Source organism: Marinifilum breve (assembly GCF_003202155.1).
Classification (GTDB): domain Bacteria; phylum Bacteroidota; class Bacteroidia; order Bacteroidales; family Marinifilaceae; genus Marinifilum; species Marinifilum breve.
This window is the reverse complement of record NZ_QFLI01000003.1, coordinates 539,473-556,400: the sequence shown is the minus strand read 5'-3', so window position 1 is coordinate 556,400 and position 16,928 is coordinate 539,473. Positions and strand designations below refer to the sequence as shown.

The window sequence follows — 16,928 nt, the reverse complement described above, 5'->3', positions numbered from 1 at the left end:
ATTTAAAATGGAGCAAAAAATTACCCGAACCAACAAGTGTTAATTCGGGTAATATTGTATAGTAATTTTAGGGTTAGAATGCAATTCCAAAATCAAATCTGATAATATCTTATTCTCCTCAATCCCTTTAATTTTCTAGCCTCTATCAGATTCAGCCCTGCTAATTTAGAAAAATTATTTTTGAATCCAACACATTTAGATAAATCTTTATTAAAAAGATTAAAATTTTAACATTTAAAGTTCCATTTACACTTTATATACAAAAGAGTTAATGTTCATTCCCGCACCAACAGAAGCAAACACAACATAGTCACCTGGATTTAAAGTGTGACCATTTAAAGTCCCTTTTGCAATTTGATCGTAAAGAACAGGAACGGTGGCCACAGAATTGTTACCCATTTTTTGAAGAATAATTGGCATGATATCTTCCGGCACCTCTCTTTCTTTGTACAACCTGAACAAACGTTTACCAATGGCTTCGTCCATTTTCTCATTTGCCTGGTGTATCAGAATTTTCTTAATGTCTTTGATATCCAAACCTGCTTTATCGATACTTTCCTTTACAACTCCAGGTACGTTGGTAATTGCGTATTCGTAAATTTTACGACCATACATTTTAATGAAATGGCTGTTGCTGTTTCCTTCAAAATCAGCATTGTCCGAAATGTCTGTTCTTAAAAAATATGCCTGATCTTTGGTGTCGGTTCTCATTGCATGAGATAGAATTCCAGTTTCTTCTTCCGATTCACTAGCTTCCAAAATAGTGGCGCCGGCTCCATCGGAATAAATCATACTATCTCTGTCATGTGGATCACAAACACGTGATAGTGTTTCTGCACCAATTACCAACACTCTGTTGGCATCTCCCGATTTGATGTAATAGTTGGCTTGAATCATTAACTGAACCCAACCAGGACATCCAAATAGAATATCGTAAGCAATACATCTTGGGTTTTCAATTTGCAGTAGGTTTTTCACTTTCGCAGCCAAACATGGAAGTTGACTTGTTAAAGTTGAATTTGGTTTTATATCACCATAGTTGTGCGCAACCAGAATATAATCAATACTTTCTTTATCGATGTTCGACGAGTCTAATGCATCTTTTGCAGCCAAATAAGCCAAATCCGATGCTTGCTGCTCATCCGTAGCATATTTTCTTTCCTCAATTCCGGTAATTTCACGGAATTTTTCAATTATTTCCTCGTTTGGAGTTTCAATTTTTTGTCCGTTGGGTTCAAAAAAATCATGGTTCAAAAAGTGTGAGTTTTTAACTTCTATACTCGGTAGATAACTACCTGAACCTACAATTTTAGAAAATCTCTTGGTACTCATTGTCATTGTTTTTGTTTCACAAAATGCACGCAAATTTAGGGTGCAAAATATCTTCTCAAGAAACAGATTTCTAAAGTCCGAAAGATTTGTAATAAAAGTGTTTATCCCTAGGGATAATAAGTTTGGTGTGGGCGCTAAGATAAAGTTTTTTTTTGAACTGCATCTTCTAAATTTTTATTTAGAAAGCAATTTCAATTTTTATGCAATAAAAAAAGAGTGATCTAAAAATCACTCCTTTACTATTCTTTTTTGATTCTATTTAAGCAGATCTTCTTTTAAGTTTTTATCAGCAGGTTTATTACAAAGCCAAATGCCAAAAAGAGCTTTTTTAAAATCCAATCCTTCAATCTCCTTTTTAAGTTCACCATTTTTATAAATCAAACTTCCTTCTGAAGGATTGTAAACAAACTCAAACACATCTTTTTTTTCTACACCGCTTAAAAATACTGATAGGAAATCATTTATTCTGGAATCAATTGGTTTGGTGTTGTTTTTGGTTGAATTTTTAAATCCATCTCTTGTGGCTTTCTCCATTTTTTCGGCCGTAATTAAGCCCGAAATAATTTCAAGACGAATGCCCATGCTTTTGTCAGCATTAATGATTTGTGATGCATCATTGGTTTTACTTTCCAAATACAATCCCATTGCATACATATCCATCCAAAGTTTAACTCTGGTACCAGCTCCTTGCAATTGTAACTTGGTCTCTTTCACCATTATTTCAGATGGCAATTCAACTCCGCCAACCTTAGTTTGTGCAAATGAGTTAAAACAGCAAAGTATAAGTAAAAGGGTAAATAACTTCTTCATATCAATATTAACTTTAAGAATAAATCAGTTTGGCATAACAGAGATAAAAAGTTGCCACAATGTTCACCATATAGTTTAACCAAAGTGGATATTGTCTTTTATCTGTTTTTAAATCACCGTTCACAATATAGATAAAAGTAAACAGCACACCAAAAGCCCACATTAGCAGAAAGGGCCAGTTAAAACTATCAACATCATGTGTTTTCCACGTTTGAACAACTTGCGGAATCACTCCAATGCTGAGGATGATATTACCAAACCAGCCCAAGGACTCGAAAAAATCGAGCTTTTTTAAGATACTCTTCATTTATAATTAGTTCATTAATTTTTGAAAATCATCACCAGTAGGATTCTGGAAGACTTTTAAATTGAATTCAGGTACAATCGCAAAAATGTGATCGAAAATATCGGCCTGAATGGCTTCATAGTTCGCCCAAGCCTGATCGTTAGAAAATACATATATCTCAATTGGTAAACCCTTTTCAGATGGTTGTAATTGACGCACAAGAAAAGTCATATTCTTATGAATTTTAGGATGATTCTGAAGATATGATTCAATGTATTTTCTGAATGTTCCAACATTTGTGAGTCTTCTTTGATTTACAGGAATCTCACCTTCGGGATTAGAAGCTTGAATTTCTTCTTTCTTTTCTTTCATATAATCTTGAATCAAATTGATTTGTTCAAACTTATTGATGTCTTCTTCAGAAAGAAAATGAATGGATTTAACATCGATATTTAAGTGTCTTTTAATTCTTCTACCTCCCGATTCTTCCATTCCTTTCCAATTGTTGAATGATTCGGAAACCAAGGCATATGTTGGAATTGTACTGATTGTTTTATCCCAGTTTTGAACTTTTACAGTATTTAAACTGATATCAATTACAGTTCCATCTGCTCCTTTCGATGGCATGGTAATCCAATCTCCAATATTCACCATTTTATTGGCCGATAGCTGAATGGAAGCTACAAAACCTAAGATCGTATCCTTGAAAATTAACAGGATAACAGCCGCGAATGCACCCATTCCGGCAATAATTGTTAATGGATTCTTATCGAACAAAACAGCGATTATCGCAATAATTCCCAAAGCATAAAAGAATATTTTTACAATTTGTATATATCCTTTAATCGGTCGTGTTTTGCTAACCGGCATTGTGTTGTAAATATCGTTACTAGCACTTAAGAAAGTATCAAGAAGCATAATTGCAAGGACAACCATGTAGACATATGCTCCATTTTCAATAAGATTACTCCAGCTTTCATGATCAATTAAACTTGCACTTGAATAGATAATTATTGCTGGTGCAAAATGTGAGATCTTATTAAAAACTTTGCGTTCTAACAGGATATCATCCCAGTGGGTTTTGGTTTTTCGAACAACCCTGGTGATAAACGCGATTAAGATCTTTTTGGCAATATAATCAGATAACCAAGCGATAAGAATTACAACAACTGCTGCAATGACTGATTGTAGTAAAACAGCCCAATATTCTGAAATGCCTTCGTTGATTAGCCAGTTCTTTAATTGAATGCCTAATAGTTCTTTCATGGTCGAATTAAATTTGTGTGTGAATTAAAAATCTAAGATATCTATTTCGATTAGGAAAAGAAAAATGTGAATCTTTTATTATCAAAAATCTTGTAATTAATGGTTAATTCTCATCCTTAATTATTCGTACTTTTATCACTTCAACTTAAACAATCGTAAAATGAACCTAAAACCATTACTAATTTTGATGTTTATTGCACTAAGTACTTTTTGCAATGCACAAAATAAATTTGAAAAATACTTCGAAAATAAAACCCTTCGAATTGACTATTTGATGGGAGGTGATGCAAAATCTCAAACCGTATTTTTAAAGGAGTTAAAAGAGGAACCTCACTGGGGAGGAAGTACAGTAAATCTTGTGGATAAATTTGGATATGGAACTTTTGCATTCAAATTGTATGATGTTGAATCGGGAGAATTGATTTATTCTAAAGGTTTTAATTCTCTGTTTCAGGAGTGGCAAACAACTGCTGAGGCTAAGGAATTGAAGAAAGCATTCTATCAGGTAAATGTGATGCCGTATCCCAAAAATAAAGCTCGATTTGTGTTAGAATCAAGAAAATGGGATGGAAGCATGGAGCAAATTTGGGAATATACAATTGATCCTACGAATTATTTCATTGGCAGAGAAAAGCCAATGGCAGTTCCTTATACCAAACTTATGGGTAAAGGGAGTTCTGATAAAAGTGTGGATATCGCTTTTATTGCAGAAGGGTATACACCTGAAGAAATGGAAAAATTTAGAGCAGATGTAAAAAGAGTTACAGGTTATCTGTTGGATGTTCCTCCCTTTGATAAGTATGCAGAAAACTTCAATATTTATGCCTTGGAATCTGCATCGGAAGAATCAGGAACTGATGTTCCAGGAGAGAATATTTATAAGAATACGGCCGTAAATACTACATTTTACACCTTCGATGTACCTCGATACTTAACGACGTTTGATATTAAAGCATTGCACGATATTAGTGCAAATGTACCTTACGATCAGATTTTTGTGTTGATTAATACCGATCGTTATGGAGGAGGTGGTTTTTACAACTATTATTCAAGTTGTTCGGCTGATCACCAGCTAAGCTATGAAGTGTCAAGTCATGAATTTGGACATGGATTTGTTGGCCTTGGAGATGAGTATTACAATTCAACAGTGGCTTACGATGGCTTTTACAATCTGGAGGTTGAGCCATGGGAACCAAACATTACAACTATGGTTGATTTTGACTCGAAATGGAAAGACATGTTGGATGAGTCAACTCCAGTACCAACACCACGAACATCTGAATATGAAAAAACATTAGGAGTGTTTGAAGGAGGAGGCTATATGGCAAAAGGGATTTACTCTCCAGTTCAGGATTGTAAAATGAAATCGAACAATGAGAAACACTTTTGCCCTGTTTGTGAAAGAGCAGCCGAAAAGGTGATTCTATTTCATATAGGTAAATAGTAGGTAATGTTTTGATATAAAAAAATGCGCTTCAATTCGAAGCGCATTTTTTGTTTGGGGTAAATTATTCAAACTATTCAGTTTCTTGTTGCTTTTTGGCAATGCTGTAAAAAATTAACAGAGCCAATCCACCAAATAAGAAGATCATTGAAAAGTAAGCAACTTCTTCGTTTAATCTTGTGTAGGCATCCAGAATGTTACCAATTAGGATTCCTGCTGCCAATCCAATTAATAAAATGCCATACTTTAAACTTTCAAGTGTGCTACACTTTTTTTCTCCTTGTAATAAACTAATATCCATACCTTTTTCGATTAATGCTTTTCTTTCTTTATGTCTGTGTACCAAGAAAATAATTATTGGGATAAATGAAAAGAAAGAAATAATTGCTACAATACCTGTCCATTCCATATTATGTGATTTTAAGGTTAAACTTCAATTTTATTTATTATTTCAAAACTAAAATCGCTTATTGATTTTTGCTTTCAACTTTATGACGCAACCTTTTTTAAATCGGTTACAAAAAATTTTAAGAAAGTTTTAACGTGATAAATTATTTATATGGAAATCATTGCCTTAAATTGCATGTATTGAGTTAAAAAAAAGAAATGTTGAACTTATTTTCTATAGCCTGTAACCGAACCGAATACTTGTGCGTCTAAGTTACAGATGATTCAATAAAAGTTTAAATTTTGATTTTGAAGCAACATTTTTCAATAAAGAATTGTCTTTTTAATTGATGAGATTTTGTTGAGAGTTGAAAGTTTGATTTTATATGGCATTAAAAAGAGATAGCTATTATATTGCGAAAATAAAGGAAGGAGATCCTGGTGCATATGCTGTTCTTGTTGATAAATACAAGAAAATGGCTTTTAATGTAGCTTTGCAGTTAATGGGAAATCGTGAAGATGCCGAAGAGGTTGCTCAAGATGCTTTCTTGAAGGCTTATCAAGCATTGGATACCTATAAAGGAGATGCTAAATTTTCAACTTGGGTGTATAGAATCATCTACAATACAGCAATATCTCGATTGAGAAAAAAAAAGCTTGATGTAAGCTCTATTGATGAAGATTATTCGGCATCTGTAAATATAAAATCGACTCAATCGACATTGCAAGAGCTTCGTTCGGATGAAAGAAAAAATTACTTAACGAAGGCATTGCAACAGATGAATGCTGAAGACAGGACGTTATTAACTCTATTTTATCTGGAAGAAAATTCGGTAGACGAAGTTTGTGAAGTTACCGGATTAAGCCAGTCAAATGTGAAAGTAAAGCTGCATCGTGCACGAAAAAAATTGTATTCCCAACTGGAAACAATTTTACACGGAGAGCTAAAAACAATATTATAGATTTCTAAAAATAGAAAACCATGAACAAGCAAGAAGATATCTATAAAGACGAATTCATTAAAGATTTGATGAAAGATGTGGAGTTGGAAGAACCATCAGATAGGTTTACCAACAAGGTAATGGATGATGTGATGCAAGATTGGTTGGCAAAACCAATTGAAGTAAAACAAACAAGGTCAAGAAAGCAATGGCTAGGAATTATTGGCTTAATAGTAGTACTAGCAATAATATTGCTTGGAACCGATGTAAGAACCTTGGTTAGCGGTTTAGAGCATCCATTTTTTGCGCAACTGGATAAATTATTCTTAACACCTATTAATCAATTATTAAATGGCGTTTTTGTTAGCTTGTCGAAGATTCCTGTAATTGTTTATATTGTTGTAGTAGCCATGGCTTCTTTGGCAGCCTTCGATAGAATTGTGAATAAGTTTATTCAATATAGGTAAGTTCAAACACAGCCGGTGCCAACCGGTATTTCAATAATTTTTTTGACGATAAGCTGCTCTTCATTCGAAGGGCAGTTTTTTTATACAACTGCAGATGCAATGACAATAAAAAAACCCACTCCGCTTGGAATGGGTTTGTATATTTTCAATTAAAAAGGAAGATCGTCCTCTTCTGGAGCAGGTGGTACATCATCTGCAGTAAATTCTGGCATTTCAGGAATTGCTGCTTCAGCTTGTACTTTTTCAATTCTCCAAGCTTCCAAATTAGAGAAGTAGTTTACTCTTCCATCTTTTTCCCATTTGCGACCGCGAATGTTAAAAGAAACTTTAATTTCTTCATTCAATGAAATTGGTTCCAAAAGGTCACATCTGTCTTGAGTCAATTGGAATTTAATGAAATCATTCCATTCTGAATTTCTTTCATTCTCTACTTCAATTACAAACTCTCTTTTTTTAAAGCGATCGCTAATTTGCTGAGTATCATCTTTAACGATTACTTTTCCGTTGATTTCAAAATTCATCTGTATCTAATTATCTTTTAGGAATTACTCTTTAATGATTACAACTTTTTCGATTTTGTCGCCAGCACGGATGTCATCAATTACATCAAGACCTTCAACAACTTTACCGAAACAAGTATGGTTTCTGTCCAGGTGAGAAGTGTTATCGCGGTTGTGGCAAATGAAAAATTGTGATCCACCTGTGTTTCTACCAGCATGTGCCATAGAAAGAACTCCTCTGTCGTGATATTGGTTCTCTCCATCCAACTCACAGTCTATTGAATAACCTGGTCCGCCAGCACCAGTTCCATCTGGGCAACCACCTTGAATAACAAAGCTAGGAATTACACGGTGGAAATTTAGTCCGTCGTAAAATCCGGATTCCGATAGGTTTACAAAATTTTCAACAGTTTTTGGAGCGTCTTTTTCGTAGAATTCTACTTTCATCACTCCTTTTTCGGTATGAATTTCAGCGTACATGACTATTTATTTTATTGGTTATTATACAGTTTTATTAGTTTTCAAAAGGTGAAAACAAGATTTTAAATTTACAACATCGTCTTGGTAGTTGCAAAAGTATGCAAATCTAAAAAAAAGATATGGGCTTAAAAAATTGTCAACCTGAGATATGAATTCACTAGTGGAAATGTAACTCAAGTTTTTCTAGAAATAGTTGATAGGGCAAAAAACCCCTTTCGATTTTCATCAAAAGGGGCTCTGTTTTTAATATATCGTCCTGAAACTTTTACAGGTCAATTATTTTTTAGGTTCTGTTGGCTTTACAATTTCCAAAAGCTCCACTTCGAAAATCAAAGTTTCGTTTGGACCTATATCACCACCTGCACCACGAGGACCATAAGCCAATTTAGCAGGAATGAACAATTCGTATTTAGAGCCAACAGGCATTAACTGAAGTGCTTCAGTCCAACCTTTAATCACACGGTTAGCAGCAAAAGTTGCAGGTTCATTTCTTTTGAAAGAAGAATCAAACTCTTTACCATCGATAGTTGTTCCACGGTAGTGAACTTTTACCTGATCAGTAGCTGCTGGTTTTTCACCAGTACCTTCAGTAATTACTCTGTATTGTAGACCACTTGCAGTAGTAACAACACCTTCTTTTTTCGCATTCTCAGATAAGAATTTTTCGCCTTTAGCAATATTTTCTTCACCGATTTTTGCTTGAAGATTTCTCATGTAATTATTGATTACAGATCCACTTTCACGCAATTCAATTTTCAAAGAATCTTCATCAATCACGTCATAAATACCAGCAAGAATAGCTGCTTCGTTAAATTCAGTGATGTTACTTTTCTTTAGGTTTGTTCCGAAGTTAACACCTATAGCGTAACTAACAGAATCAATTTGATTATTTAAGGCAACATCCTTATTTCCGTTTTGGTTACAAGAAACAAGGGTCATAGCACCTAATCCAAGTGCAAGAGACAATGCTTTTAGTTTCATTTTGCGTTGTATTTTGGTTAATTATTATACGATTTCTAATAACTCAACTTCAAAAATAAGAGTTGTGTGAGGACCGATTAGGTTACCAGCACCTTGAGCACCGTAAGCCAAATCAGAAGGAACATATAATTTCCATTTCGATCCAACAGGCATTAATTGAAGAGCTTCAACCCATCCAGCAATTACACCATTCACAGGGAATGTAGCAGGCTCACCTCTGTTAACAGAGCTATCGAAAACTGTTCCGTCAATTAAAGTACCGTGGTAGTGACACTTTACGCTATCAGTACCTTTTGGTAATTCACCATTACCTTCTGTAATGATTTCATACTGAAGACCGCTTTCTAGAGAAACAACACCTTCTTTTTTAGCGTTTTCTTCCAAGAATTTTTTTCCAGCTTCGATTGCTGCACCAGCTTGCTCTTCCTGAACTTTGGTGAAGAATTCCTGTAAGATTTTATTTGCTTCATCTGGAGAAAGTTCTGGCATTTTACCATTGAATGCAGCATCAAGAGCTTCCATGAATGGCTCAGTGCTAATGGTTTTTACTCCTGATGTAATTAAGTTACTAGCGATGCTTAATCCAAGGCAATAAGATACCTTATCTTGTTCTTCTGTGTACTTCATTTTATCTAATTATTTGTTATTTTCTTTTTGATTTATGATTAGTATGATCATAAAGATCGACTAAGGTAAGGCTTTTCCTTCACATATGCGAAACTGCACAAGAATTTAAGTTTTTTTTACAGTTGTATGTTGGTTTTTGTCGAATCAAAATCATCTATGCGAGTGGCACGTAACATTTGTCTTTTACCTGGAGGTCCAGGAAGTCTTTTTACCTGAAAACCGGCAGCACGTAAGGCTCTCTTTACAATACCCTTGGTACAATAGGTCGTCAATATGGCCTCTGAATTGGATGCATGATAGATTTTTTCAAAAATGTCCTGACTCCATAAATCCGGTTGAACATCAGGAGCAAAGGCATCGAAATAAATCAGGTCATATTTTGATGAGAACTTGTATTCAATTAAATCTCCTTGCAGTTTGCGCAATGTAAAATTTTCATTGATTTTCACATCGGTATTCCAATTACAGGAATGCAGTTTTTGAAACATTTCACAAGATGCTTCATCAGATGGATCAGCATAATTCAAATCCTTCACCAATTCTTTTTCCAAGGGATAAAGTTCAATGGAGTGGTAAATCACCTTTCTGTTAAGCTTTTCTGCTTCCTTAACCGTTAGAAAACAATTTAATCCTGTTCCAAAACCAATTTCCAGAATGTGCAATGGATCTTGCTGAGAGAAATGAAAACCTGCATTCAGAAAAATATGCATCGATTCCTGCATAGCCCCATGAGTAGAGTGATAATGCTCATCTAAATCGGGCATATAGAATGTATGAGAACCATCCTCAGTTACCTTAAGCTCTCTTTTTAATTTTTTCATCTTTCAATGGGTTAATTACAATTGATGTTTGACGTAATCTGCTTGGTAAAAGTCGAATCCAAAACTTTTGAAATGGCAATGGATAATCATTTTCAGGATGCTTGTGAAGCAGAATTAAAAACCAAACGAAAAGTACACAGCCTTTTAAAATACTTGAAAAAGTAACGCCCCACCATACTCCGGTTACCTGTACATATTCAGAGGATATCCAGCCCTGAAATAATGGCAATAAATCTAACAAGGTATAACTGAACAGAAATGCAAAAGGAATGCGTAAAACATTACCAATAATACCTACAATTGCAGGAGGAATGGCACGACCAACTCCATTGAATGCACCAGTAACTGTAATTTCTATGCTCATGAATACCTGAGAAAAACTTAGAATGATAAGGTAAACAATTCCCAATTGAACAACTCCTTGCTCACTGTTTTTCATGAACAATCCAAATATAGATTCTCCAACAAACAGGAATAGTACAGTGCTGATTAAACCAATAAAACCAGCAATTCCCAGGGTAATAAAAAAACCTTTTTGAATTCTATCCCATTTTTTCGCACCGAAATTTTGTCCGGTAAAAGTTCCCAAGGCAGTAGAAAAACCTGAGGCTGTCATCCAAGATAGAGCCTCAATTTGGGCACCAATGGATTGAACTGCAAAAGGAATTTCGTTCCCTTCGGCAATGCCATTTAAAACACGAGCGAGCAACATTGCAAGGAATGCAAAACATACCGATTGCAAGGCAACAGGACCACCTACCTTAAGAATTGGTTGCAAGAACTTCTTTTGAATCTTGCCCAGATAATGCTTAATATTTAGCGGGTTTTGCCTAATGTGCAGGTTGTAGATGAAGATCACAAATACCAGGAATTGCGAACTTACCGTAGCAATTGCAGCACCTTTTGCTCCCATTGCGGGAATATCACCCCAACCAAATATCAATATCGGATCGAGAATGATGTTCATGATCAGTCCAATTGTATTCACTACAAAAGGAATTCGGGTATTACCAGTTCCGTTGTAAATTCCCGACATGCTGATGTTGGTAAAGGTAAATGGCATACCAAATGCAACAAACCTTAAATAATCAACTGCGGTTTGATTTACAAATTCACTTTCAATATTAAATGTGCTGATAATTGGATGTGCAAAAAGCCAAACCAATATTGCAAATACAGATGAAATCAGTAAGGATAAACTGAATGCATTTTTAGCAAAAGATTGAGCATCGGCAATGCTGTTTCGACCGATGGATTGTGAAATGCCCACTTCCACTCCAATTTTTGGAATGAACATTAGTGATGATCCAAACCAAACCAGATAAAGAGCCATTCCAACTGCACTAACCGTTTCCTTTCCAACATGCCCCAGCCAGGCCATATCTGTCATGTTATAGGCCATTTGCACAAACGAAGTGGCGATAATTGGAATTGCCAGCTTTACAATTTGTGAAAAAATATTTCCTGAGGTAAGATCTTTGATTTTATTCACTTTCTCGAATTGCTTTTAAATAGGGCGTAAAATTACAAAAATGACTGCGATTATTTTTTGATTGCCTCATGATTATTCAAATATTTGCAGAGGAAATATGGACGAGATTCGAAAGATAATTCACATTGATATGGATGCCTTTTTTGCTTCGGTAGAGCAAAGGGATAATCCTGAATTGCGCAATAAACCCATAGCTGTTGGAGGTGATGGAGATAGGGGAGTTGTAGCTGCTGCAAGTTACGAAGCACGTAAGTTTGGAGTTCGCTCTGCAATGCCTTCAAAAATAGCCAAAAAGCGCTGTCCACACTTGATTTTTGTTCGCGGCCGTCACGATCGTTACAAGGAGGTTTCCAATCAAATTATGAGCATATTTTACGAATATACCGATTTGGTAGAGCCACTTTCCATTGATGAGGCGTTTTTGGATGTTACCCACAACAAGAAGAACCTGCCTTCGGCTACATTGATAGCTCAGGAGATAAAGGCTCGCATTAAAGAGGAGACCAATCTGACCGCTTCTGCTGGGATATCGGTAAATAAATTCCTGGCTAAAATTGCTTCTGATGTAAACAAGCCCGATGGATTGTTTGTGATTCCTCCCAAGAATATCGAGAGCTTTATCAACGATTTGCAAATCGACAAATTTTATGGAGTAGGTAAAGTTACTGCAGATAAAATGCACAAGCTTGGCATTTTTAGAGGGAAAGATTTAAAAGAGAGAAGCCTTTTGGATTTGAGCAGATTGTTTGGAAAGAATGGAGCCTATTATTACAATATTGCCAGGGGCATTGACGACAGAGCTGTAAACCCAAATCGAATCAGGAAATCGGTTGGAACCGAACATACTTACAGGAATGATTTAATCGATACGCAAGAGATTAAAAAAGACCTGAAGAAAACGACTGAATCCTTGGTTCGCAGGTTGGAAAAAAGTGGATTTAGAGGCAGAACCTTAACTTTAAAGCTAAAATATAGTAACTTCGAGCAGGAAACGAGAAGCAGAACGCTTTTGCAGGTGCTTGAAGGCGAAGAAATGATTCAAAAACTTGCAGAAGAGCTCTTGGATCAGGAACAGCTGAAAACAAGCATTCGTTTAATTGGATTATCTGTCTCGAACAGAATAGATGAATCGGAACCCATGCAGCTTACCATTGATTTTTAATCGAATCAACTCGATTGATTTTATTGAAAATCATACCACAATAAACCATTTTATACCATTTAAATTTCAGAGTGAGCCTTGGCGAAACTGTGAAATATTAAATTGAAATGCCGATATATAATTAGTTAGTCATCTGGAGTAAAACGAACAAATGGCGCATATTAATTAATAATCGGTATTATAAATTGTATCAGAGGATATTATTCTGATTGATGTTTAGTGCCATTCTTGCATGATATCATGTAAAGGGAGTATTATATCAATTGTAGTATTAAATGTGAAATGATATTGTCGATTATTTGCAGATGATAATCGAATATTTATAATTTTACCGGTCAATAAAAGACTAAAGTGTATTTTATTTTTAACATGAGAAGAAATTTAATCAAATCACTCTTTATTGTTTTGATTGCTGCAGGCTTAAGTTCCTGTGTAGGCAGTTCGAAGCAAACTACCGAAAAGGTAGAATCACATTACACCATTAATGCTGATCTGGATCAGATATCCGCAAAGGATACCAGCTTAATCAACCTGATCAATCTGTATAAACATCAGTTGGATGGGGAGATGAATACCATTATTTCGGTGGCCGAAATGGATATGGTAACAGGCAAGCCAGAAGGTTTACTGTCCAACTACCTTGCCGATGCCATGTTCGAAATTGGCAACGACTTTTGCAAAGAGAAGCAATTAAAGCATGGGGTTGATGTGGCTTTGATGAACATGGGAGGAATTAGAACCTCATTATCGAAGGGTGAAATATCTACCGGAAGGGTGTACGAAATGTTGCCTTTTAAGAACAAGTTGGTAATTGTTGGAATGGAAGGAAAACAGCTGATCGAATTGTTTCAGCGCGTTGCTTACTTTGGTGGCGAAGGCATAAGTGGAGCGAAAATGGGCATTAAAGACAGAAAAGCAGTAAACATTCTTGTGAATGGAAAGCCTGTTGAGCCTACAAAAATATATCATGTAATGAGCGTTGACTACCTGGTAAATGGTGGCGGTGGATTTACCGCCTTCGAAAAACGCAAAACTTTCCGACACATGCACCGATTATTGCGTTCGGAAATCATTAAATACATGAGCGAGAAGCACAAAAAAGGAGAAAAAGTATCGGCTAAACTAGATGGGAGGATTTACAATGTGGAATAGAAGAGAATTTATTACAAAGTTGGGTTTAACCGGGGCATTTATAAGCAGTGGATTGTTTACCAAGTCACTTTTTGCAGCTTCGAACAGCAAGCATAAAATTACCTTATTGCACACCAACGATTTGCATTCGCGCATTGAACCATTCCCGAAAAAAGATCCAAAATATGGTGGATTGGGAGGTTTTGCCCGACTAAATGCATTGGTAAAAAAGGTGAGAAGAGAAGAGGAGCATGTCTTGCTATTGGATTGTGGCGATGTTTATCAGGGAACACCATATTTTAACTTCTTTAAAGGGGAAGCAGAATACAAACTGATGTCGAAAATTGGTTACGATGCCGGTAATATTGGAAACCACGAGTTCGACAATGGTATTAAGGGGATCACCTCGCAGATAAAGAATCGTAATTTTCCTTTGCTAAATGCCAATTACGATTTTAGTGGAACCGATTTGGAAGGCAAAATTCCTCCGTACCAAATCTTCGAAAAGGGAGAGCTTAAGATTGGTGTTTTTGGTCTGGGTATCGATCTTACAGGCTATGTAGAACCTCACAACCGTGAAAGCATTACTTATATCGATCCGGTGGATGTGGCCAATGATATGGTAAAAATCCTGAAAGAAGAGAACAATTGCGATTTGGTGGTGTGTCTTTCGCACATGGGACACACGAGTAATATTGGTGAAGATTGCGATATGGAATTTGCCAAGCAAACCCGTGGAGTTGATGTAATTTTAGGTGGGCACTCACATACCTTATTGGAGAAACCAGAACGAGTGAAAAACCTGGATGGCGAAGAGGTAATCATCAACCAGGTTGGATGGGCCGGAATTGCTTTGGGAAGAATTGATTTTTATATCGATAAGAAAAAGAAAAGCAAATTGGCAGATTCACAATTGATGAAAGTAGAAGGGAATATAGTCTAATCCCGATTGGTGTTTAATGTTGAAAATCATCGGGCGATTAATTATTTCACTTCCCTGAAAATACAGTATAAAAAGTAATAGGGGAGATCTATTTAGGAGTTCTTCCCTTAAAAGGGAAAAAATCAACTTGAAATGATATAAAATCATTATTTTAGATGCTTTGACTATCGGATTGTATGAAAAAATTTGAGTTAAATAAATCGAATTGGGCCGAAACCGAAGGTTGGCTATCCATTGCAGGAAATATTATACTCTTTATTTTAAAGTATTGGGCCGGATTGGTAACCGGATCCATTGCCATTATTGCCGATGCCTGGCATACCTTGTCTGATAGTTTAAGCTCTGTGATTGTATTAATAGGGGCGAAAATTTCTAAAAAACCTGCCGACGAAGATCATCCTTTCGGACACGGCAGGGCCGATTTAATTAGCGCCTTTATCATTGGGATTCTGTTGCTGCTGGTTGCTTTCGACTTTGTAATAGAATCCTATCATACCCTTAAAGATGGTGAATCGTCGCAGTTTGGAACCATTGCCATTGTGGTAATGATTATTTCCATTGTGGTGAAGGAAGCCCTTGCGCAGTTTGCCTTTTATGGCGCTCGCAAAACCAATTCGAAAGTGCTTAAGGCCGATGGATGGCACCATCGTAGCGATGCCATATCTTCATTTGTGATTTTGGCCGGTATTTTTGTTGGGAAATATTTCTGGTGGGTCGATGGCGCACTGGGGATGATTGTTGCCTTCATGATTGGATATGCAGCCTACGAAATCATTCGAGATTCCATTCACTCCATATTGGGCGAAAGTCCCGATCAGAAATTATTGGACGACCTGAAGAAAACTTGCGAGGAGATTTATCCACATGCCATCGATCCGCATCATTTCCATGTTCACAACTATGGCGATCATACCGAGATTACCTTCCATATCAAATTACCACACGATATGTCCATTAAAACCGGGCACGACATCTCTACCGAAATCGAGAAGGAAATCAAAAGAAAATATGGATTTGTGGCTACCATTCATATTGAGCCTAGGGATCATGTGTAGGTAGGATTCAATTGTGTTCCTCATCCCCCTGTCGGGACCTTCTCCTCGAGGAGAAGGAAAATTACAAACAGACCATATGCCAAGAATTCAGAAGTGGCTATCTCCCTCTCCTTGAGGAGAGGGGTGGGGTGAGGTGCGATTAGGGTAGAAAAATGAATTGAACTTGGATAAATTTAATAGACTTAATGAACATCATATGGTTCTCTTCCCTTTACGGTTTCATTTATTCTTTTAAGGACTTGTTCAATAGAATTTAAAACCTCTTCATTTGTAAACCGGATTACCTCTATACCCATATCGTTCATTTCAGCATTTCTTCCAATATCGTATTCTCTATGTTCGGGCAATTGATGAATACCTCCATCGATCTCAATTACCAGTTTTAGTTCATGACAATAGAAGTCGGCTATAAAAATATCGATAGGATGTTGTCTTCTAAATTTAAGTTTGCCAAGTTTTCTATTGCGAATATGTTTCCATAAAACCTTTTCTGCGGGGGTCATATTTTTTCGTAAATCTTTAGCCCTTTGGTGAATTTCTGGATTTGTATTATAGAATAGACATTCTTTATAACCAATCATGCTTTGACGATTTTAGATGAATTAAATTATTGATTTTAAATTTCAATATCAAATGTATTTCACCTCATCCCCCTATCGGGACCTTCTCCTTGAGGAGAAGGAAAATAAAAAACAGATCATATGCCAAGAATTCAGCAGCAACCAGCTCCCTCTCCTTGAGGAGAGGGTTGGGGTGAGGTGTTTGGTAAAAGGTTGAGGTGTTGAATAAAAGTTTGGGGTGAG

19 protein-coding genes are annotated in these 16,928 nt (G+C 36.1%); 7 read left to right on the top strand and 12 right to left on the bottom strand.

Going from position 1 to position 16,928, the window contains the following annotated elements; all coding sequences use genetic code 11:
- Positions 1 to 246 precede the first annotated feature (246 nt).
- From DF185_RS09895 to DF185_RS09875, 4 genes are all read right to left on the bottom strand, one after another.
- Entirely contained in the window at positions 247 to 1,332 is a 1,086-nt protein-coding gene (locus DF185_RS09895; protein ID WP_110360575.1) for a 3-oxoacyl-ACP synthase III family protein, read from the bottom strand.
- Positions 1,333 to 1,587: 255 nt separating this feature from the next.
- Positions 1,588 to 2,142, bottom strand: a complete 555-nt coding sequence (locus DF185_RS09885) for a chalcone isomerase family protein (RefSeq protein WP_110360573.1) — start codon at positions 2,140 to 2,142, stop codon at positions 1,588 to 1,590.
- A gap of 13 nt (positions 2,143 to 2,155) precedes the next feature.
- Positions 2,156 to 2,449: a PQ-loop repeat-containing protein gene (locus DF185_RS09880; RefSeq protein WP_110360572.1), complete on the bottom strand. Its 294-nt coding sequence runs from the start codon at positions 2,447 to 2,449 to the stop codon at positions 2,156 to 2,158.
- 6 nt (positions 2,450 to 2,455) lie between these two features.
- Positions 2,456 to 3,694, bottom strand: a complete 1,239-nt coding sequence (locus DF185_RS09875; RefSeq protein WP_110360571.1) for a mechanosensitive ion channel family protein — start codon at positions 3,692 to 3,694, stop codon at positions 2,456 to 2,458.
- A gap of 160 nt (positions 3,695 to 3,854) precedes the next feature.
- On the opposite strand from DF185_RS09875, the gene DF185_RS09870 reads away from it, so the two are divergent.
- Positions 3,855 to 5,138 carry a M64 family metallopeptidase gene (locus DF185_RS09870; protein WP_207784613.1) on the top strand — a complete coding sequence of 428 codons (1,284 nt, stop codon included), beginning with the start codon at positions 3,855 to 3,857 and terminating at the stop codon, positions 5,136 to 5,138.
- 73 nt (positions 5,139 to 5,211) lie between these two features.
- Here the strand turns inward: DF185_RS09870 and DF185_RS09865 are convergent, their stop codons facing one another.
- Positions 5,212 to 5,547 (bottom strand): DUF6249 domain-containing protein, encoded by a 336-nt coding sequence (locus tag DF185_RS09865; protein ID WP_110360570.1) that lies wholly within the window; start codon positions 5,545 to 5,547, stop codon positions 5,212 to 5,214.
- Between the two features lie 364 nt (positions 5,548 to 5,911).
- On the opposite strand from DF185_RS09865, the gene DF185_RS09860 reads away from it, so the two are divergent.
- Together DF185_RS09860 and DF185_RS09855 are read left to right on the top strand one after the other, a co-directional pair.
- Entirely contained in the window at positions 5,912 to 6,487 is a 576-nt protein-coding gene (locus DF185_RS09860) for an RNA polymerase sigma factor (RefSeq protein ID WP_110360569.1), read from the top strand.
- A 20-nt stretch (positions 6,488 to 6,507) separates the two neighbouring features.
- Positions 6,508 to 6,933: a hypothetical protein gene (locus DF185_RS09855; RefSeq protein ID WP_110360568.1), complete on the top strand. Its 426-nt coding sequence runs from the start codon at positions 6,508 to 6,510 to the stop codon at positions 6,931 to 6,933.
- Between the two features lie 149 nt (positions 6,934 to 7,082).
- Here DF185_RS09855 and DF185_RS09850 read toward each other — a convergent pair whose 3' ends face one another.
- The 6 genes from DF185_RS09850 to DF185_RS09825 form a co-directional block, all read right to left on the bottom strand.
- Positions 7,083 to 7,454, bottom strand: coding sequence for a DUF3127 domain-containing protein (locus tag DF185_RS09850; protein ID WP_110360567.1), 372 nt, complete (start codon positions 7,452 to 7,454; stop codon positions 7,083 to 7,085).
- Between the two features lie 24 nt (positions 7,455 to 7,478).
- Positions 7,479 to 7,913, bottom strand: coding sequence for a peptidylprolyl isomerase (locus DF185_RS09845; RefSeq protein WP_110360566.1), 435 nt, complete (start codon positions 7,911 to 7,913; stop codon positions 7,479 to 7,481).
- A gap of 276 nt (positions 7,914 to 8,189) precedes the next feature.
- Entirely contained in the window at positions 8,190 to 8,894 is a 705-nt protein-coding gene (gene bamJ, locus DF185_RS09840) for a BamJ family beta-barrel-assembly machinery protein (protein WP_110360565.1), read from the bottom strand.
- 24 nt (positions 8,895 to 8,918) lie between these two features.
- Positions 8,919 to 9,521 (bottom strand): BamJ family beta-barrel-assembly machinery protein, encoded by a 603-nt coding sequence (gene bamJ, locus DF185_RS09835; protein WP_110360564.1) that lies wholly within the window; start codon positions 9,519 to 9,521, stop codon positions 8,919 to 8,921.
- Between the two features lie 116 nt (positions 9,522 to 9,637).
- Positions 9,638 to 10,342, bottom strand: coding sequence for a tRNA (5-methylaminomethyl-2-thiouridine)(34)-methyltransferase MnmC2 (gene mnmC2 / locus DF185_RS09830; protein WP_110360563.1), 705 nt, complete (start codon positions 10,340 to 10,342; stop codon positions 9,638 to 9,640).
- The gene (locus DF185_RS09825; RefSeq protein ID WP_110360562.1) at positions 10,317 to 11,834 is read right to left on the bottom strand and encodes an MATE family efflux transporter; all 1,518 of its coding nucleotides are present in this window, start codon (positions 11,832 to 11,834) and stop codon (positions 10,317 to 10,319) included. The genes mnmC2 and DF185_RS09825 overlap by 26 nt, the downstream gene beginning before the upstream one ends.
- Positions 11,835 to 11,931: 97 nt before the next feature.
- Between DF185_RS09825 and dinB the strand changes: the two genes are divergently transcribed.
- The 4 genes from dinB (at position 11,932) to DF185_RS09805 (ending at position 16,125) form a co-directional block, all read left to right on the top strand.
- Positions 11,932 to 12,996 (top strand): DNA polymerase IV, encoded by a 1,065-nt coding sequence (gene dinB / locus DF185_RS09820; protein WP_110360561.1) that lies wholly within the window; start codon positions 11,932 to 11,934, stop codon positions 12,994 to 12,996.
- Between the two features lie 369 nt (positions 12,997 to 13,365).
- The gene (locus DF185_RS09815) at positions 13,366 to 14,148 is read left to right on the top strand and encodes a 5'-nucleotidase C-terminal domain-containing protein (RefSeq protein ID WP_110360560.1); all 783 of its coding nucleotides are present in this window, start codon (positions 13,366 to 13,368) and stop codon (positions 14,146 to 14,148) included.
- On the top strand, positions 14,123 to 15,070 hold the full coding sequence (locus tag DF185_RS09810; protein ID WP_110360559.1) for a bifunctional metallophosphatase/5'-nucleotidase: 948 nt from the start codon (positions 14,123 to 14,125) through the stop codon (positions 15,068 to 15,070). Before DF185_RS09815 ends, DF185_RS09810 begins: the two co-directional genes overlap by 26 nt.
- A 176-nt stretch (positions 15,071 to 15,246) precedes the next feature.
- Positions 15,247 to 16,125, top strand: coding sequence for a cation diffusion facilitator family transporter (locus tag DF185_RS09805; RefSeq protein WP_110360558.1), 879 nt, complete (start codon positions 15,247 to 15,249; stop codon positions 16,123 to 16,125).
- A 182-nt stretch (positions 16,126 to 16,307) separates the two neighbouring features.
- On the opposite strand, the gene DF185_RS09800 is transcribed toward DF185_RS09805, so the two are convergent.
- Positions 16,308 to 16,706, bottom strand: coding sequence for an endonuclease domain-containing protein (locus tag DF185_RS09800; protein WP_110360557.1), 399 nt, complete (start codon positions 16,704 to 16,706; stop codon positions 16,308 to 16,310).
- Positions 16,707 to 16,928: the final 222 nt, after the last annotated feature.